This is a genomic window from Gordonia sp. CNJ-863 (genome assembly GCF_001942325.1).
Lineage (GTDB): Bacteria > Actinomycetota > Actinomycetes > Mycobacteriales > Mycobacteriaceae > Gordonia > Gordonia alkanivorans.
In genome coordinates this window covers 1-17,975 of the sequence record NZ_MKKG01000037.1, presented here as the reverse complement: position 1 = coordinate 17,975, position 17,975 = coordinate 1, and the positions used below count along the sequence as shown (strand labels likewise).

The 17,975-nt window shown below is 67.4% G+C and carries 13 protein-coding genes, 1 tRNA gene and 5 pseudogenes; 6 read left to right on the top strand and 13 right to left on the bottom strand.

Annotated features, from left to right (window positions below; all coding sequences use genetic code 11):
* Both BJF87_RS26425 and BJF87_RS17975 read right to left on the bottom strand, forming a co-directional pair.
* Positions 1-313 (bottom strand): annotated as a pseudogene (locus tag BJF87_RS26425) (hypothetical protein); the annotation flags it as partial.
* A gap of 56 nt (positions 314-369) precedes the next feature.
* Positions 370-549: a hypothetical protein gene (locus BJF87_RS17975; RefSeq protein WP_035754030.1), complete on the bottom strand. Its 180-nt coding sequence runs from the start codon at positions 547-549 to the stop codon at positions 370-372.
* Between the two features lie 124 nt (positions 550-673).
* Between BJF87_RS17975 and BJF87_RS17970 the strand changes: the two genes are divergently transcribed.
* Together BJF87_RS17970 and BJF87_RS17965 are read left to right on the top strand one after the other, a co-directional pair.
* A complete protein-coding gene (locus BJF87_RS17970) occupies positions 674-1,195 on the top strand; it encodes a peptidylprolyl isomerase (RefSeq protein ID WP_005200422.1) in 522 nt (173 codons plus the stop codon).
* A 215-nt stretch (positions 1,196-1,410) separates the two neighbouring features.
* A complete protein-coding gene (locus BJF87_RS17965) occupies positions 1,411-2,127 on the top strand; it encodes a rhomboid family intramembrane serine protease (protein WP_006361191.1) in 717 nt (238 codons plus the stop codon).
* Positions 2,128-2,154: 27 nt separating this feature from the next.
* Here BJF87_RS17965 and BJF87_RS17960 read toward each other — a convergent pair whose 3' ends face one another.
* The gene (locus BJF87_RS17960) at positions 2,155-2,661 is read right to left on the bottom strand and encodes a PH domain-containing protein (protein ID WP_006361192.1); all 507 of its coding nucleotides are present in this window, start codon (positions 2,659-2,661) and stop codon (positions 2,155-2,157) included.
* Positions 2,662-2,778: 117 nt separating this feature from the next.
* The gene (gene crgA / locus BJF87_RS17955) at positions 2,779-3,069 is read right to left on the bottom strand and encodes a cell division protein CrgA (protein ID WP_006361193.1); all 291 of its coding nucleotides are present in this window, start codon (positions 3,067-3,069) and stop codon (positions 2,779-2,781) included.
* Positions 3,070-3,229: 160 nt separating this feature from the next.
* Here crgA and BJF87_RS17950 point away from each other — a divergent pair, with 160 nt between their 5' ends.
* A complete protein-coding gene (locus tag BJF87_RS17950; protein ID WP_006361194.1) occupies positions 3,230-3,889 on the top strand; it encodes an aminodeoxychorismate/anthranilate synthase component II in 660 nt (219 codons plus the stop codon).
* Positions 3,890-3,958: 69 nt separating this feature from the next.
* Here the strand turns inward: BJF87_RS17950 and pknB are convergent.
* The 7 genes and pseudogenes from pknB to BJF87_RS17915 form a co-directional block, all read right to left on the bottom strand.
* Positions 3,959-5,907, bottom strand: a pseudogene (gene pknB, locus BJF87_RS17945) (Stk1 family PASTA domain-containing Ser/Thr kinase).
* A 69-nt stretch (positions 5,908-5,976) separates the two neighbouring features.
* Positions 5,977-7,341 (bottom strand): protein kinase domain-containing protein, encoded by a 1,365-nt coding sequence (locus BJF87_RS17940; RefSeq protein WP_035753874.1) that lies wholly within the window; start codon positions 7,339-7,341, stop codon positions 5,977-5,979.
* Positions 7,338-8,837 carry a penicillin-binding protein 2 gene (locus BJF87_RS17935; RefSeq protein ID WP_006361197.1) on the bottom strand — a complete coding sequence of 500 codons (1,500 nt, stop codon included), beginning with the start codon at positions 8,835-8,837 and terminating at the stop codon, positions 7,338-7,340. The genes BJF87_RS17940 and BJF87_RS17935 overlap by 4 nt, the downstream gene beginning before the upstream one ends.
* Entirely contained in the window at positions 8,834-10,267 is a 1,434-nt protein-coding gene (locus BJF87_RS17930) for an FtsW/RodA/SpoVE family cell cycle protein (RefSeq protein WP_006361198.1), read from the bottom strand. The genes BJF87_RS17935 and BJF87_RS17930 overlap by 4 nt, the downstream gene beginning before the upstream one ends.
* Positions 10,264-11,763, bottom strand: coding sequence for a PP2C family serine/threonine-protein phosphatase (locus BJF87_RS17925; protein WP_006361199.1), 1,500 nt, complete (start codon positions 11,761-11,763; stop codon positions 10,264-10,266). The genes BJF87_RS17930 and BJF87_RS17925 overlap by 4 nt, the downstream gene beginning before the upstream one ends.
* Positions 11,760-12,224: an FHA domain-containing protein gene (locus BJF87_RS17920; RefSeq protein WP_005200436.1), complete on the bottom strand. Its 465-nt coding sequence runs from the start codon at positions 12,222-12,224 to the stop codon at positions 11,760-11,762. Before BJF87_RS17920 ends, BJF87_RS17925 begins: the two co-directional genes overlap by 4 nt.
* Positions 12,225-12,476: 252 nt before the next feature.
* Positions 12,477-13,728 (bottom strand): annotated as a pseudogene (locus tag BJF87_RS17915) (FhaA domain-containing protein).
* A gap of 276 nt (positions 13,729-14,004) precedes the next feature.
* Here BJF87_RS17915 and BJF87_RS17910 point away from each other — a divergent pair.
* The 3 genes and pseudogenes from BJF87_RS17910 (at position 14,005) to BJF87_RS17900 (ending at position 16,548) form a co-directional block, all read left to right on the top strand.
* Positions 14,005-14,087: transfer RNA gene (locus BJF87_RS17910), tRNA-Leu, on the top strand.
* Positions 14,088-14,319: 232 nt separating this feature from the next.
* A complete protein-coding gene (locus BJF87_RS17905) occupies positions 14,320-15,669 on the top strand; it encodes a lipase family protein (protein ID WP_006358610.1) in 1,350 nt (449 codons plus the stop codon).
* Positions 15,670-15,904: 235 nt separating this feature from the next.
* Positions 15,905-16,548: pseudogene (locus BJF87_RS17900) on the top strand (hypothetical protein).
* A gap of 327 nt (positions 16,549-16,875) precedes the next feature.
* Here the strand turns inward: BJF87_RS17900 and BJF87_RS17895 are convergent.
* Positions 16,876-17,494 (bottom strand): annotated as a pseudogene (locus tag BJF87_RS17895) (transposase); the annotation flags it as partial.
* An 80-nt stretch (positions 17,495-17,574) separates the two neighbouring features.
* Positions 17,575-17,975, bottom strand: a 401-nt coding sequence (locus BJF87_RS26880; RefSeq protein WP_262339044.1) for an integrase core domain-containing protein, incomplete at its 5' end; no start/stop codon positions are given.

Below are 17,975 nucleotides of genomic sequence, written 5' to 3'. Positions count from 1 at the left end.
CCGGGCCTGCCGGCCACCGGCGGCGGGCGGCAGGCCCGCGAGGGCCGGGTCGTCCCGGATCGGGCAGGTCGCGTCCGCGGGGCGGGGAGGGAGCGCTGATCGGCGCACTCGGTACGCGCTCCCAGGGCGCGGTGCCGTGGGATCCACCGGTGGGAGCCGGGCCCGAAGAACCGGGGCCGGTCGGACCGGGCCGGGCGGGTTCGGGGTCGCGGGGCTTCGCGTCGTCGGACATCGACCACAGCTCGCGTGCCCGCTCGGACGCGCCACCGAGGGAAGTGGGCGTGTTCGGAGAGCGCTCGTCGTCTGAGGTCACGTGTTCAAATTACCTGTGGATGCCGCCGGCGCCCGGATCGACCGTCGGCGGTGTCGTCACGAGGCCTGTGATTCTGTGCTCTCCGCGAGGGCCTCACGGACCTCTTCGACGCGGGGAACGGTCGGCGAGACCGGCGGCGGATCCTGGCGTGCACGACGCAGGATGACAGCGCCGACACCGGCGGTGAGCGCCGCTGCGAGCACAGCCAACGCGGCGACGAGGTAGTTCTTCGGCATGTCGACCAGAGTGCCAGCCCGGCGCCCGCCGATGCCACCTCCGGCGATGTGACCCTGCGCGCGCATGTGCGGTCGAGAGCCACGTCTTGACCATCGAAAACGGCACAAGTGGTTGGATGGAGGGGTGACCACTCAGAAAACCTCCGCAGTCATCCACACCAACCGCGGCGCCATCAAGGTCGACCTGTTCCCGAACCACGCGCCCAAGACCGTCGAGAACTTCGTCGGCCTGGCCGACGGAAGCAAGGATTACAGCAAGCCGAACGCATCCGGCGGCAACTCCGGCCCGTTCTACGACGGCTCGGTCTTCCACCGTGTGATCGCCGGCTTCATGATCCAGGGCGGCGACCCGACCGGCACCGGCATGGGCGGCCCCGGCTACCAGTTCGGTGACGAGTTCCACCCCGAGCTGCAGTTCGACCGTCCGTACCTGCTGGCCATGGCCAACGCCGGCCCGGGCACCAACGGTTCGCAGTTCTTCATCACCGTCGGCCCGACCCCGCACCTCAACCGTCGCCACAGCATCTTCGGCGAGGTCACCGACCCCGAGTCGCAGCAGGTCGTCGACGCCATCGCGACCACGTCGACCGATCGTCAGGATCGTCCGCTCGACGCCGTCGTCATCGAGAAGATCGAGGTCAACTGACTTCTCCGGAACACACCGTCCCGCAACGGGCGGTGTGTTACCGGCATCCCGACCGCCCCACCGGCCTGTCCTGCAGCCGGTGCGGGCGGCCGGCGTGTCCGGACTGCCTTCGACCGGCGTCGGTCGGCCAGCACTGTCTCGAATGTCTTCGGGACAGTGGCGTTCAGAGGGGCTTCCAACAGACGCCGGCCTTCGGTGACCGCGGAGTGCGACGGATGGCGACCACTCGCCTGTCCGCGGGCAAGCCGTACGTCACCTACACCCTGATCGGGATCAACATCCTGATCTTCCTGCTGTGCGCCGTTCAGGCGGGCAGCTTCGGCGACCCCGGGGCCGCCACCATCTTCAGCTCCGGAGATCTCCTCAAGAGCGATGTCGCCGCCGGTGAGTACTGGCGCCTGCTGACGTCCGGCTTCCTGCACTTCAGCGTGATGCACGTGGCCGTCAACATGCTCTCGCTCTACATCCTGGGCCGCGACCTCGAGCTCGCGCTGGGAATGTCCCGCTACCTCGCGGTCTATCTGATCGCACTGTTGGGCGGCAGTGCCGCCGTCATGCTCTTCGAGAACGATCGCGCCCTCACCGCAGGCGCCTCGGGCGCCATCTACGGCCTGATGGGCGCGATGCTGGTGGTCATCCTCAAGGCCCGCGTCTCGCCGGTGCCCGTCCTGTTGATCATCGGGTTCAACGTTGTGCTGTCGTTCTCGCTGCCCGGGATCTCGGTCCTCGGGCACCTCGGTGGACTCGCCTTCGGCGCCGCGGCCACCGCCGCCATCGTCTATCTCCCGGGAATGGTCCTGTCGGAGGGGCGTCGGACCCCGGAGGCGGCCAGCCGGGTCGGCTGGATCGCGCTCGCCGCGCTGGCCGTCGTCGCGCTCGGCCTGGGGGTCGCCGGCGGGATCACCTACGACGGACTGACCTACATCCGCTGACGGGCCAGGCGTCGAGAGCCGGCCCGGTCAGCGGTCATCGTCGACGTGGAATCCCGCTGCGCGGAGTGCGTCGACCACCGACATGAGGTCGGTACCGAGATCCCAGCGGCTGAAGACGAGCAGCCGGGTGTCGTCGCGCGGTCCCGCGGATCCGTCATCCCGACGAAAGGTGTCGGCGTCGTCGTCCAGGACGTCGATCTCGAGCTGTCCCACCCGGCGCCCGACGCGGCGCATCGACAGCAGGCGGATGCGTTCGACGCGGTCGGGTGGGTAGCTGCGTCGTCCGGTCAGACCGCGCACGGTCAGCGTCGCCGGGCGTCCCGCGGAGAGTTCGAGCCGCGGCCGGACCAGAAGCGTGTAGACGCCCAGCGCGACCAGCAGCACGCCGGCGATCCCCATGAGCACTGATCCGGCGGGGTCGTTGGACACCACGACCGCGCCGCCGAGCAGAATCACGCCGCCGATGCAGCCCGCGATGCCCGCACCGACCGGCGTCGACCATGCGTGTGTGGATGAGTCGGCAGAGTTATCCACAGGAGTTACTCACAGTGGGGACTACTTACACACATGTTATTTCCACAGTGTGGATAACTTACACACATGTGTTTTCGCAGCTCAGAGCGTGACACGCGGGAATGATTGTGAATCGGATCAGCGCCACCGCATGGTCATCAACAGGCCGGCCACCATGAGGGAGAACCCGATGAGGAAGTTCCAGGAGTTGAGCTCGGCCATCCAGTGGAGGACCTGACCCTCGGCGCCGTACGCGGTCGGGGTGGCGGCGAGGTAGTAGACGACGAGCCAGGCGAGCCCGAGGAGCATCAGGCCGAGCATCACGCTCACGTAGATGGTGCTGGAAGCTCCGGCCTTGACCTTGACCGGAGTCCTACTCGCGGCGTTGATCGTGTAGTCGGTCTTCTTCCGGACTTTTGACTTCGGCATGACATCCTCTGTTGTGCTGTACCGCAGCAGCGGTCGTACGCGTGCCCGGGAGTCCGAACGTCGTGTGGACGATCGGTCCGGGTTCGGAAACACTCGACTTCTACGGTATCTCACCAGGTCGCTGACCGAGGTACCCGCTTTCGGCGGTAGCCTTTTCTGCGTGAGTCGCATCCTGGTCATCGACAACTACGACAGCTTCGTCTACAACCTGGTCCAATACCTGGGTCAGCTCGGCGTCGAGGCCGTCGTGTGGCGCAACGACGACCCCCGGCTCACCCCGTTCGATGCCGAACATCTGCGTGAGGCGGTCTCGGGATTCGACGGGGTGCTGCTCAGCCCCGGACCCGGAACCCCGCAGCGCGCGGGCGCGACGATGCCGATGGTCGAGGTGGCCGCCGCCGAGGCACTCCCGCTGCTGGGTGTCTGCCTGGGTCATCAGGCGATCGGTGCCGCGTTCGGCGGAACCGTCGACCGCGCACCGGAACTCCTGCACGGCAAGACGTCGCTGGTCTTCCACGACGACAAGGGTGTGCTCGCGGGCCTGCCGGATCCGTTCACCGCGACCCGCTACCACTCGCTGACGGTGCTGCCCGAGACCATCCCGGACGAACTCGTCGTCACCGGACGCACCGAGTCGGGCATCGTCATGGCGATGGCCCACCGCGAGCTGCCGATCCACGGCGTCCAGTTCCACCCGGAGAGCGTCCTGACCCAGGGCGGGCACCGGATGCTCGCCAACTGGCTCAAGACGTGCGGCATCGAGATCGACGAGGCGCGCGTCGCGGCGCTCGAAGCGGAGATGGCCGGCGCGGTCGGCTGAGCGCCGATCCACGTCTGAGGTGCGAGGAGCGCGGCGCTTCGCTCGCACCCCGGGGAGCCGGCGGCCGCTCTAGTTCGGCAGCAGGCTGGCCTGGCCGATGATGATCGTGACCGCGCCGCTCTTGCGCGCCTTCGAGCCCGCCGGCGGTTCCTGTCCGACGACCCGTCCGTTGTCGGGACTGTTCAGCGGCACGTTCCGCGTCTGACGCGTCAGCGTCGACCGTTCCCAGCCGGCCTGTTCCAGGGATGCCTGGGCCTCGGCGGGTGTCTTACCGCGCAGGCTCGGGACGGTGAACAGGTTGCCCCGAGACACCGAGATCTGCACCGTGCTGCCCTGCTCGGCCGTCGAACCGGGACCGGGAGAGGTGGAGAGGACCTCGCCTGCGCGCTGGTCGGAGTCGACCGCCACCTCGTCGACCGTCATGCCGAGCTCTTCGAGGACCGCGCGGGCGCGGTCGGCCGGCATGCCGATGACGTCGCGGACCGTGATCTCCCTGGGGCCGTTGCCCACGTTGAGGACCACCGGTCCGTTGACGGGCACCTCGGTGCCGATCTTCGGCGCGGTCGACACGACCTTGTCCTTCATGTCGACGGTCGAATCCACACGTTCGGTCTTGACGTTGGTGAACCCGAGCACCTTGAGGGCATCCAGGGCTTCGGCCGGAGTCTTGCCGACCAGGTCGGACGGTATCCGGTGCCGTTGCGGACCGGTCGAGATGTACAGCGCGACCTCGGAGCCCTCGGCCGCCAGCACACCCTCGCCGGGCGTCGAGCGGGTTGCGAGACCCGGCCCGACGTCGAGGCTGGGTTCCTCGAGGACACGCACCTCGAAACCGGCTCGTTCGAGGGCCGACTGCGCATCCTCGGAACTCAGTCCGGCGACCGCGGGCACGCTGACGTCGGGATCGGAGCCCGAACTCCACGGAGACCACAGGAAGAGCGTTCCGACCAGCAGCACGACCGCGGCGATCGCGCCGGCCATCAGCCGGCGGGACCGCCGACGCGGCGGATCGTCGTCGGAGTCGGACCGGTAGTCGGCGTCGCGTCGGTGGCTCCCACCGGCACGGGCGGGGATGGCGCGCCGCGGTCCGGTCGTTTCCGACCGGACGGGGCGTCGGGGGCCGGTGTCGATGAACTCGGTGCGTTCCTCGTCGGTGAGCAGCATCGGTGCCGACGGCTTGCCGCCGGCGAGCACCCGGATCAGGTCGGCGCGCAGATCGGCGGCCGACTGGTACCGGTTGTCCTTGTTCTTGCTCATCGCCTTGAGCACGATCGAGTCGAGCTCGCGCGGGATGTCGGGACGCACATGCGACGGCCACGGCGGGTCCTCGTGCACGTGCTGGTGGGCGACCGCGACCGGCGAATCACCGGTGAACGGCGGCTCCCCGGTGAGCAGCTCGAACAGCACGCAGCCCATCGAGTAGATGTCGCTGCGCGGGTCGACCTTGATGCCGCGGGCCTGCTCGGGCGACAGGTACTGGGCGGTGCCCATGACGGCGGAGGTCTGCGTCATCGTCGACGTGGAGTCGCTCATCGCGCGCGCGATGCCGAAGTCCATCACCTTCACCGCGCCGGACTTGTCGATCATCACGTTCGCCGGCTTCATGTCTCGGTGCACGATGCCGTTGCGGTGCGAGAAGTCCATCGCGGCGGCGACATCGGCCATCCACGTCATCGCCTGCCGCGGCGCGATCGGACCGTTGGCGCGCAACACGTCTCGCAGGGTGTCGCCGTCGACGTACTCCATGACGATGAACGGCAGCGGACCGTCCTCGGTCTCGGCCTCGCCGGTGTCGAAGACTGGACGATCGTCGGGTGGTTCAGCTTCGCCGCGTTCTGGGCCTCACGCCGGAAGCGCAGGTAGAACGACGGATCGCGCGCGAGGTCGGCGCGCAACACCTTGATCGCCACGTCCCGGTGCAACACCAGGTCGCGGGCATAGTGCACCTCGGACATGCCACCGAAACCCAGCGTTTCGCCGAGTTCGTAGCGGTCGGAGAGGTGGTGTGGTGTCGTCATCTGCCTCGGGTCAGCCTGGGATCTCGGCTCAGCGGGTCGTCGGGGGTGGTATCAGCATGGCGCGGTGACCTAACACAGGGGGAACGGCACGCCGGGGAAGCACGGGGTGCCGGTGGCGGCACCGGTGTCCGTCGTGTCGTCGGTGGTCGTCGGCGGACCGGGCGCGGTGGTCTCCGTCGTCTGCTCGCTGGTGGTCGTCGTCTCCTCGCTCGTGGTCGTGCGGGTCGGACGTCGCGTGGTCGTGGTCTCGTCGGGTTCCTGGGTCGGGACCACGGTGGTGGTCCGGGTGACCGCCGACGAGGTCGACGGTGCAGTCGGGGAGGCATCGTTGCCACCGCTGCTGACCAGGTAGAAGCCGATCAGGCCGATCGCACCGACCAGCAGGGCTGCGGCGACACCGGCGAGAACCTTCTGCCCGGTGGTCCAACTGTTGTCCGGCGGAGGTGCGACCGCGGTGCGGGACGTCGGACGCGGGGTCACGGGACGTGATGCGGTACCCGGCGCCGTGGTGGCGCGGGTCGCGACGGTGTTGCCCAGCGCCGCGGCACCGGCGGCACCTGCTGCGGCACCGGCGATGGCTCCCGGACGCGGGGGTCGGCGACCTGCCCGGACGGCGGCCACCGCGTCGGCGAACTCGCCGCCGTTCGCATAGCGTTGGCGCGGATCCTTGGCCATCGTGATCTCGATGAGCTCGCGGACACCCGACGGCAGGTTGGGCGGCAGCGGCGGCGGCGATTCACGGATGTGCTTCATCGCGACGGTGATCGCACCGTCGCCCAGGAACGGTCGGCGGCCGGTGAGGGCCTCGTAGCCGACGACGCCGAGCGAGTACACGTCCGACGCGGCGGTCGCCTCGTCACCGGTGGCCTGCTCGGGAGAGATGTACTGGGCGGTGCCCATCACCATCCCGGTCTTGGTGACCGGGGCGGAGTCCACGGCCTTGGCGATGCCGAAGTCGGTGATCTTGACCTGGCCGGCCGGCGTGATGAGGATGTTGCCCGGCTTGACGTCGCGGTGCACCAGACCCTGGCTGTGCGCGGCCTGCAACGCCCGGCCGGTCTGCTCGAGCATGTCGAGCGTGTTGGTCAGCGACAGCCGACCGAGTCGGGAGATCACCGAGTTCAACGGCTCGCCGTCGACCAGTTCCATCACCAGATAGGCCAGCGGATCGCCGCCGTTGTAGTCCGGGGTCTCGCCGTAGTCGAAGACGTTGGCGATGCCCGGGTTGTTGAGTTTCGCCGTCGTCTGGGCCTCCGCACGGAACCGTGCGATGAACTCCGGGTCGTTGGTGTACTCGGCCTTGAGGACCTTCACCGCGACACGACGGTTGAGCCGCGTGTCGAGGGCTTCCCACACCTGGCCCATACCGCCCGTAGCGATCAGACGGATGAGCCGGTAACGATCACCGATGGTGGTGCCGTTCTGCAGGGTCATCGACTGCCACCTCCCACCAGCGAATTGATCACTTCTCGTCCGATCGGCGCCGCCACGGTCCCACCGACCGAGTCCGCACCGAATTGTCCATTCTCCACCACCACGGCCACCGCGATCTGCGCGTTCGACGAAGGTCCGAACGCGATGTACCAGGAGTACGGGGTGTCGGTGCTGGAACCGCTCTCGGCGGTGCCGGTCTTCGACGCGATCGTCACCGGCCCGCCGGCACCCGAGGTGGAGCGCTCGGACTCGATCATCATCGAGGTCAGCTCAGCCGCCTGTTCGGGCGTGATGGGCTTGTTGGCGGTGGTCGGCGGTGTGGTCTGCAACGTGCGCAGATCAGCTGATTGAAGCTTATCGACCAGGTACGGCTGCATTCGCACCCCTCCGTTGGCGACGGTCGCCGCGATCATGGCGTTCTGCAGCGGCGTCAGCCGCACGTCCCGCTGTCCGATGGATGCCTGTGCGAGGACATCGAGCGACGGGATCGGGCCCACGGTCGAGTCGACGACCGGCATCGGGATGTCCGGGCCGGGCTGATCGAGACCGAACAGGCTCGCGGTCTCGGTGAACTTGGGGATCGCGTCCGACATCTTCTCGGTCACCAGCTCGGCGAACGCGGTGTTGCACGAGTACTTGAACGCCGTCTCCAGCGACACGGTCCCGCCCGAGGAACCGGGGCAGGTCTCGCCGCCGTAGTTCGGCAGCGACACGTTGGTGCCCGGCAGCGGGAAGCTCGGCGCCGCGGTGAGACGGATGCCCGGGGTGATGTTGTCCCGCAGGGCGGCCGCCGAGGTGACGACCTTGAAGGTCGATCCCGGCGGGTACAGCTGGCTGATCGCGCGGTTGAGCATCGGCTGCGCGGTGTCGCCGGGACGGTTCCACGCCTCCCAGCTGCTCTCGCGGACATCTTGGTCGTGGCTGGCCAGCTTGTTGGGGTCGTAGCTCGGGGTCGAGACCATCGCCAGGATCTTGCCGGTGTTGGGCTGCAGCGCCACCACCGCGCCGCGGCACGGCCCGTCGCACGGCCCGTTGAGCATGGCGCGGTAAGCGGCCTGCTGCACCTTCGGGTTGATCGTGGTGACGACGTTGCCGCCCCGCGGGTCGCGGCCGGAGAACATGTCCATGAACCGCTGACCGAACAGCCGGTCGTCGGAGCCGTTGAGGATCGAGTTCTCGTAGTGCTCGATCTGGTTCGCGAGGTACTGGAACGAGTAGTAACCGGTGACCGCCGCGAAGGCCTCGGCACCCTCCCGCGGGTACTGACGCAGGAACTTCAGCCGGCTGTCGATGGGCACCGACAGCGCGATCACGGTGCCGTCGGCGGTCGTGATCAGGCCACGCTGGCGCGAGTACTCGTCGAGCAGGACCCGGTTGTTGCGCGGGTCGGTCTTCAGGGCATCGGCCTTGAACACCTGCACGTAGGTGGCGTTGGCCAGCAGCGCGACGATCATCACGATCACCGCGAGCGACACATTGCGGATCGGCTTGTTCATTTGCGCTTCACCACCTGGGTGGGCAGCGCGTCGACCGGCTTGGCCGCCGGACGCTTCTTGACCGGATCGGGTTCGCGGGCGGCGTTCGAGATCCGGATCAGCAGCGCGACGAGGATGTAGTTCGCCAGGAGCGACGAGCCGCCGTACGACAGGAACGGCGTCGTCAGACCGGTCAGCGGGATCAGCTTGGTGACACCGCCGACGACGACGAAGACCTGCATCGCGATGGTGAACGCCAGGCCCGTCGCGAGGAGCTTGCCGAAGCTGTCGCGCACGGCGATGCCGGTGCGCAGGCCGCGGTGGATGAACACCATGTACAGCAGCAGGATCGCGGTCAGGCCGGCGAGGCCGAGCTCCTCGCCGATGGTCGAGATGATGAAGTCGGTGTTGGCGAACGGCACGATGTTGGGTCGTCCGGATCCGAGGCCGGTGCCGAACAGACCGCCCGTGGCCAGGCCGAACAGACTCTGACCGATCTGGTAGCCGGAGCCGTCGAAGTCCTCGAAGGGGTTGAGCCACACCGAGACACGGGTCTGCAGGTGGGAGAAGATCGACCACGCGACGACCGCACCGATTGCGAACAGCCCGATGCCGAGCACCAGCCATTCCACCCGCGAGGTGGCGACGTAGAGCATCGTCAGGATCGTCGCGAAGATCAGCAACGACGTGCCGAGGTCCTTCTGGACGACCATCACCGCGATCGCGATCGCCCATGCGGCGAGCAGCGGACCGAGGTCACGGGCGCGCGGGAGATCGACGCCGAGGACATGCGGGCCCGCGGTGATGAACAGATCGCGCTTCGACACCAGGACCGCCGCGGCGAAGATGATGATCAGGATCTTCGAGAACTCGCTCGGCTGGATCGAGAAGAACGGCGTGATGATCCAGTTCTTGGAGCCGTTGATCTCCGAGAACGCGCTGGGCAGGATCGCCGGGATGATCAGGAAGACCAGTCCACCGAGGCCGAGGGTGTAGGCGTACCGCGACAGCGTGCGGTGATCGCGGATGAGGATCAGCACCGCGGAGAACGCGATGATGCCCAGGCCGGCCCACAGCAGCTGCTGATCGGCGTTGTTCGTCGCCTGGGTGGGGTTGATCGACTCGCCGGTGTTGCCCGACCCGAGGTCGAGGCGGTGGATCAGCACCAGACCCAGCCCGTTGAGCACGGCGACGACCGGCAGCAGGATTGGGTCGGCGTGCGGCGCATAGCGTCGGACGACGAGGTGGGCGATCCCGAACAGCGCCGTGTACGCGGCGACGTACTTGAAGATGTCCCACGTCAGGTTCTGGCCCTGGGCGGCCTGGACGATGAGCAGGGCGACCGTCACCAGGCCGATGGCGAACACCAGCAGGAGCAGCTCGGCGTTCCGGCCGGTGCTCGTCGCGGGCTCGCGAGGCGGGGCGTGCGGGGCGGGCGCGGCTTGAGTCATCTCACCTGCTGCCGGCAGCTGGTACCGGCGTCCTCTGGAGGTGCGGGCTTCTCGGCGGGTGCGGCGTCCGGGGCGGGCGGGGCCACCGACTCGGTGGCGCCTCGCTGCGGGATGCCGGACGGTGCAGCAGTGGCGCGCGGAGCGGGCGGCGCGCTCGACGCAGGGGGCGGGGGAGTCGCCGAGGACGGGGGCGGTGGGGGAGTCGCCGAGGGAGCGTTGTCGCAGCGGAAGGTGAGCTCCTTGGTCACCACGCCCTCGATCTCCTCGGCGCTGCGGTCACGGATCATCACGTTCTTCACCGACTGGGCCGGTCCGGACACCAGATCGTCGACGTTGAGCGGGATCTCGCAGGTGTCGTCATAAGGGATGAAGGTGTAGGTCGGCTTCTCCTGGTCGAGATCCTCGACGCACACGCGCGTGACGGGCTTGCTCATCGACACGAAGAGGACGTCGGCCGGTGAACCCTGGTGGATCACGACGTCGCCGTCGGAGTCGGCGGCCACGTAGTAGTTGCTCTGCACGATGGACCGCGTCACGAAGAATCCGGCGACCAGTGCCGCGATGACCGCGAGGGCGACACCGACGGCCAGCCACCGGCGCCACGTGCTCTTGTGCTTCGGCGGTTCCTCCGCCTCGGTCAGCACGGTGGGGCGCTGCGGCTCGGCGGGCGGCGGACGCAGCGCGGCGGCGCGTCCGGCCGCGGTGGCCGGGTCGGGGGTGTAGGACTCCTCGTTGCCCCCGGCGGCACCGCCGACGATCGGGCGGGAGTCGCCGTACTCGGTGTCGACGACGTCGGCGAGGACGACGGTCACGTTGTCCGGGCCGCCGCCGCGCAGCGCGAGTTCGATGAGTCGGTCGGCGCACTCCTTCGGATCGGCGATGGATCCGAGGGTCTCGGCGAGGGTCTCCTCGCTCACGACGTCGGACAAGCCGTCGCTGCAGAGCATGTACCGGTCTCCGGCACGTGCCTCGCGCATCGTGAGTGTCGGTTCGACCTCGGAGCCGGTCAGGGCACGCATGATCAACGACCGTTGCGGATGCGTGTGCGCCTGTTCGGCGGTGATCCGGCCCTCGTCGACGAGGGTCTGAACGAAGGTGTCGTCGCGGGTGATCTGGGTGAGGGCGCCGTCGCGGAACATGTAGCCGCGTGAATCGCCGATGTGGCACAGTCCGATTCGGCTGCCGGCGAAGAGGATGGCGGTGAGCGTGGTGCCCATGCCGTCGAGGTCGGGGGCCTCGTGGACCTGTGCGGCGATGGCCTCGTTGCCCGCACGGGTGGCACGACTGAGATGGCTCAGCAGGTCTCCGCCGGGCTCGTCCTCGTCGAGTTCGGACAGGGCGCGGATGACGAGTTGACTCGCGACCTCACCGGCCGCGTGTCCGCCCATGCCGTCGGCGAGCGCGAGCAGGCGCGGGCCGGCGTAGAAGGAGTCCTCGTTGTTGGACCGGACGAGACCGCGGTCGCTGCGCGCGATGTAGCGCAACACGAGTGTCACGGGCGCAACTCGATCACGGTCTTGCCGATGCGGATCGGCGTGTTCAGCGGGACCTTGACGGCGGTCGTCACCTTGGACCGGTCGAGATAGGTGCCGTTGGTGGAGCCGAGGTCTTCCACGTACCAGTCGTCACCGCGTCTGGAGAGTCGCGCGTGACGTTCCGAGGCGTAGTCGTCGGTGAGGACCAGGGTCGAGTCGTCGGCGCGACCGAGCAGTACCGGCTGCTGGCCGAGGCTGATCCGGGTGTTGGCCAGCGCGCCGTGCGTGACGACCAGATAGCGCGCCGCGCCTCGGACCCCGCCACTGCGTCGACGCTTCTCCGCGCCTCCCGAGTAACGCGGGATGCGCATGCCGCCGGCCGAGGCGATGTCGGCACGAAGAGTCCGGATCACAGCAAAGACGAACAACCACAACAACAGCAGGAACCCGATACGGGTCAGTTGCAGCACCAAGCCCTGCATGTCTTGCGTTCACCTCCAGCGCCGTCGCATCTCGGATCGGTCGTACTCGGTAAGCCGTACCGGGCGGGTGTCGATCTCGACTGCCGATGGCAACCGGCGGACCCCGTGTGCATCTTATGGGCAGTTGAGCGGAACCCGTTCATTCACATATGACAGTTCAGTATCAACCGCCCCCGCGGAGTCGCCCGGATCACTTCGATCAGCGACCACCGCCGCCCGTGTTCGGCGGGCGCTGAACGGCGTTCTCCGGGACTACTGGAACCGGACGGTGATGTCGGAATGTCCCACGCGGATGCGGTCGCCGTCGGCCAGTTCCCAGGTGTTGACCTGCAGGTCGTTGACGGTGGTGCCGTTGGTCGAGTTGAGGTCGGTGAGCATCGCGGTGGTGCCGTCCCAGCGGATCTCCACATGGCGACGCGAGACACCGGTGTCGGGCAGGCGGAACTGCGCGTCCTGGCCGCGGCCGATCACGTTGGAACCCTCGTGTAGCTGGAAGGTGCGGTTGCTGCCGTCCTCGAGGAGGAGGGTGATCGACGCCGGCGCGTAGCCGGCGGCGGGACGTCCCGCACCGTAAGCCTGGCCCTGGTCGTAGCCACCCTGGTAGTCGTAGGCGGCCGGGGGCTGCTGGCCGTAGCCCTGCTGGCCGTAGCCCTGGTCGTAGCCGCCGGGCTGCTGGCTGTAGCCCTGCTGTTCGTAGCCGGGCTGTGCATAGCCCTGTTGGCCGTAGCCCTGGTGGTCGTAACCGGGCTGGCCGTAACCCTGTCCGTAGCCGGGCTGCTGGCCGTAACCCTGCTGCTCGTACCGGCGGGCTGCTGACCGTAGCCTGCTGGTCGTAACCCTGCTCGTAGCCGGACTGCTGGCCGTACTGGTCGTAACCCTGCTGTCCATACGCCTGCTGGCCGTAGCCCTGCTGCTCGTAGGCCTGCTGGTCGTACTCGGGATCGGCGCCCCTGCGCTGGTCGTATCCGGGGTTCTGAGTCATCTTGGGGGCTCCTTGGTCGGGTGCGTCGGCGGGAAGAGCTTGTGCGGCCGGGCGAGGATTCGGGGCCGGGAGACCGGCCGGTGGGCGGGGGGCCTTCGATGGTGCGCCGTCTGGTCGTCCCGAACGCGACGGCACCGGGCGGGGCCGCACGTCAGGGTTCACCGTGCCGCGCGCACGGAAGATCCCAGTGTGCAGGGATGGCGATTGCTCGAACTCTACGACGACCTTGCCGTAGGTCTGCCACCCGTTGTCGTTGATGAAGTGTTCCAAATGCTTCGAGAAAGTCTTGCGGTTCAGTTCGTATTCCGCAGCGATGTGGTCGTGATCGCTCGGACTCAACAGCAGTGTGTAGCTGTTGGCCGCAAGGACCGTACCGTCGCCGAGATCTTCCAGCGACTCCTCGGCTTCGCGCTGAAGGCCGTTCTCGATCTCCTGTGGAGCCACCTGACCACCGAAAACTCGCGCAAAACCGTCGTCAACAGCGCCTTCGAGCTTGCGTTCAATTCGTTGCAGGATCCCCACCGAGACCTCCTTTCGCGGCATTCGAGCGTGTCGCCGTGCATATGGCCTTGTTTGATGATAGCGACAAGAACGGACAACTGTGCCACCGCGACAACTGGTGCATCGTGTGTAACACCTGCCTCATGGGTCTGGCCAGTCACCGGTGCCGCAGGTCACCAGCCCGTCGAATACCCGCGGACACCCGGGTTTTGTAGTAGGGGCGCGGTGCTGTTATCGTCGTCCAGTCGCCGGACGAACTCAGTTCGACGACATGCCCGCCGGAACTCCGGCGGCCACGGGCGAGTGGCGGAATGGCAGACGCGCTGGCTTCAGGTGCCAGTGTCCTTCGGGACGTGGGGGTTCAAGTCCCCCTTCGCCCACACGGTGAACGAGGTCGGATCGCGGAAATGCGGTCCGGCCTCTTTTCGTATGCGCAAGCCAACCCATCTTCGCCAGACCCAGCATCCTCGCGGGTGGTGATCCTGCCGATCAGTGGCGGGTCTGCCGGGACCGCGTAGAAGGGAAGTCGAAGGTCACCCGGAATGCCGTGGGTGACGAATCCGTTGACTATCCGGTATAGGACGCGGAAGCGTTCGGGAGACGAGGTTGACGATGACCGCCGATGTTCATCGAGGACAGTACGAGCCTGTTGACCTGCTGCTTCCTTCCCGCGATCCGTTCTACGACGAGCCCGCCGATGTGGCTGCCCTCGGCCCCGGAGAGATCATCCGCTGTCGGCAGGTCGAGCTCAAGGATCACTGGGCCTCACAGCACCGCACCGATGCGTGGCAATTGCTGTATCGATCGTCGGACCTTCGTGGCGTCGCAGGGGTGGCTGCCACCACGGTTGTACTGCCGCGGCGACGAGCGGGTGCCGGACACTTCCAGCTGCTGTCATTCCAGTGCGCGATCGACGCCGTCACCTCGCAGAGCTTCCCGTCGTATGCGCTGCGGAAGGGCGCTCGATCCGGGCACACCATCGCTCCCTTCGAATTCCTCGTGGTTCGCCGCGCGCTCGCGAAGGGCTGGGCGGTGTCGATCCCCGACCACGAGGGCATGCTCGGCGCCTGGGGAGCTCCGCGAGAGCCTGGATACCGCACCCTCGACGGCATCCGCGCGGCGCTGGCCTTCACCGATCACGGACTTTCCCACGACACCCCGGTCGGGTTGTGGGGTTACTCCGGTGGCGGCATGGCGACGTCGTGGGCTGCGGAGATGGCGCCGGAGTACGCACCGGAACTGCGACTCGTCGGGGCAGTGCTCGGATCGCCGGTCGGTGACATGGCCTCCGCGCTCCTGAGACTCAACGGGACTCTGCACGCCGGCCTGCCGGTGATGGTGATAGCGGGCCTGAGTCGGGTTTATCCACAGCTGGATGAGGTGGTCCGGCAGCACGCCACCGAGTCCGGACGTCGTCACCTCGACGAGATCGCCGAGATGCCGACGCTGCACGCGGTACGCCGGTTCCGTAACCACGACATCGACCGGTACCTCGACATCCCGCTGGCCGATGTCCTCGCTCAGCGCGAGATCGTCGAGATGATGACCGACGTGCAGCTCGGCATGGGTCGCCCGGAAATCCCGTTGCTCGTCGTGCAGTCGGTGCGTGATCCGATCATCGCGGTCGCCGATGTCGACCGCCTGGTCGGCCGCTATCGCGAGCAGGGCGTGCCTGTCACATATGTCCGGGATCAGCTCAGCGAGCACCTCTCGCTGCTGCCGCTGTCGGGCCCGATGGCCGTGTCCTGGCTCGCCAACCGCCTCGCCGGCCATCCGGGGGCCGACCGCACGGTGACGACGCTCGCCGGGCAGCCGTCGCCCGCGTGGGCACTGCGACAGTTGACGCGAAGGTTGCGTGGCCCCGCGGCGGATGGGTCTCGCGAGCCGGTCCCGTCCACCGGACGAGCCGCGGTTCCGCCAGACGACACGGGACCTGACCCGGCGTCGGAACAGACCGCGTGATCTCTCGCTGAGGTCCGGCGCGGCCAGGAACTTTGCTCGACGCCCGGAATGACCGGTACGCGACACCTCGGTGGCGTCCGGATGACGCGATTCGTCTTGTTCTGCAATGCATTTCTCATTCTATTCACCTGTCGGACCGCTGCCGTCCGCCGAAGTGGTCGTCTGGGCCTCCTACGGTCATGCGGTCCGAAGGTGGTCCCAGGAAGCGCTGGGGCACAGAGAGAAAGCACACTCGATGAAGTTCAACAAGATCCTCGCCACCGCAGCGATGGTGATCGCGTCCATGGGCGTGGCCACCGGCACCGCCTATGCCGACACCGCAGGCCCGGTCAGTACCCAGTGGAAGGTGGATCGGCACGACTCGAGCGTCGTCGTCTCCACCGACACCGGTTCATTCGTCAAGACCGGTGACCAACTCATCCTCCGTGACCGCAACGGGCACAACGTGGACTCCATCCCGCTGACCCTGGCCGTCGACGACTTCACCCATCCGGTGAATGCCGATGTGCACGGACGGTCGGCCACGTTGACGGTGAACACCTCGCCACTGGCCACCCGGTTCGCCACAACGTCGACCTCCAGGCCGCCGTCGCCGGCGTGAAGGACAACATCGGCCTGACCGCGAGTGTGGGTGGCTTCCTCGGCGCGGCGACGGGACTGGTCGGTGGGTGTCTGCTCGGCGCCGTCGCTGCGGGTGTGGTCTCCGCCCCGGTGGCCTTGCTGTTCGGAGCAGGCCCCCTCGCAGGCTGCATCGGTGGCGCGATCCTGCTGGGTTCGGCCGCGTCGCTGGGCGGAACGGCCATCGGCGGACTCGGCTCGGCCATCGCCAACGCCCAGCCCTTCATCCAGCTGCTCAACGCCCCGCCGAAGAAGAAGTAGCCTCTCCAGACTGCTCGAACTCTCACACCGAGGACCCCATCCCGCAAATGCGGAGTGGGGTCCTCGAGTCATCTCTGTCGTCGTCAGGTGGAGCCCCCTGACTCGGCACTCACCCAGCCCCGCACCCTCGTCAACAAGCTAGCCCAAATAGTGGTCCCGCAGCGCCGCTGGAAGCCTCTTGGGGTCGCGTCGCTGCCGCAGCGGTGCTCGCGATCACCGTCATCGCCACCACGGGGGGAGACGACACCCCGGACGGGCCGCAGACGTCAAACGCCACCGAGAACCCTGGGCCGTAATGAGGTGGACCACTACGAAGGGCCCACCTCACTGCCCGTCGCGGATTTTGACATGGATGGCGTCGATGAACACCGCGGCGTAGACGCGTTCGAGCGGACGGGCATGCCAGGTGGCCATCTCTTCGAGCACCCGGTCGGCGATCCGGCTGATCGTGTCTTTGGAAACCGCAGCACCGTAGATGTCGGCGAAATGGGCGCTGATTTCACCGGTGGTGAGCCCACGGGCATACAACGACGACACCACCTCATCCACATCAGTCAAGCGGCGTTGGCGCTTCTTCACGATCTGCGGCTCGAAGGTGCCCGCCCGGTCCCGGGGGACATCGATCTCGACCTGCCCACACGCATCAGTCAGCACGTTCTTCGACCGAGACCCGTTGCGCGAGTTGCCACTCCCACGACCACGCTGGTCGTGCTTGTCGTAACCGAGATGCTCCGACATCTCTTCATCGAGCGCCGTCTCGAGCACCGTTTTCGTCATCGCTTTGAGCAACCCATCGCAGACCGGTCAGGCGGACCCCGGCCTCCCGGGCCTGGCGGACCAGCTCGCGGGCTACCTCGAGTTCATCGACGCTGCGGTCCGCAGGCACCTCGACGATCCCGTCATCGTGTTCATCAGATGGCTCCACAGCCACCAGAGTGTCGGTCATGATGCGACCTTCCTGCCCCGACACACCGAGGGCGGTAAGGCCACTTACACTGAATCGCCCCGGGTTTGCTGGGGGCTCGTTTACTTGGTTCCAGCGACTGCCGGGACCGGGTTCTCACGGTAGCTGGTGACTGTGTGGGTCGACCAGTAGGTGGTCTCGTACTCGACGGGTGGGACGTGCCCGATCTCGCCGTGCAGGCGGCGGTGGTTGAACCAGTCGATGTACTCGGCGACGGCGATCTCGACCTCGCCGACACCGCCCCAGCCACCGCGAGGGCGCATGACTGGGTTACGGATGCACTCGCCTTTGAACAGAGAGTTGAACGCCTCGGCCATCGCATTGTCGTATGAATCACCCTTGGAGCCAACAGAAGTCACTGCGTCTGCTTCGGCGAGACGTTCGGTGTAGCGGATGGCTCGATACTGCACTCCGCGGTCGGAGTGGTGAATCAGCCCGGCCACGCCCTGGCCGGCACGCGACC

What these genes read in the sequence shown, in the direction of transcription:
- BJF87_RS17965 (WP_006361191.1), top strand. Translation starts at nt 1,411, where the DNA reads ATGGCGACCACTCGCCTGTCCGCGGGCAAGCCGTACGTCACCTACACC.
- BJF87_RS17905 (WP_006358610.1), top strand. Translation starts at nt 14,320, where the DNA reads ATGACCGCCGATGTTCATCGAGGACAGTACGAGCCTGTTGACCTGCTG.
- crgA (WP_006361193.1), bottom strand. Translation starts at nt 3,069, where the DNA reads ATGCCGAAGTCAAAAGTCCGGAAGAAGACCGACTACACGATCAACGCC.
- BJF87_RS17935 (WP_006361197.1), bottom strand. Translation starts at nt 8,837, where the DNA reads ATGAACAAGCCGATCCGCAATGTGTCGCTCGCGGTGATCGTGATGATC.
- BJF87_RS17975 (WP_035754030.1), bottom strand. Translation starts at nt 549, where the DNA reads ATGCCGAAGAACTACCTCGTCGCCGCGTTGGCTGTGCTCGCAGCGGCG.
- BJF87_RS17930 (WP_006361198.1), bottom strand. Translation starts at nt 10,267, where the DNA reads ATGACTCAAGCCGCGCCCGCCCCGCACGCCCCGCCTCGCGAGCCCGCG.
- BJF87_RS17920 (WP_005200436.1), bottom strand. Translation starts at nt 12,224, where the DNA reads ATGCAGGGCTTGGTGCTGCAACTGACCCGTATCGGGTTCCTGCTGTTG.
- BJF87_RS17940 (WP_035753874.1), bottom strand. Translation starts at nt 7,341, where the DNA reads ATGACCCTGCAGAACGGCACCACCATCGGTGATCGTTACCGGCTCATC.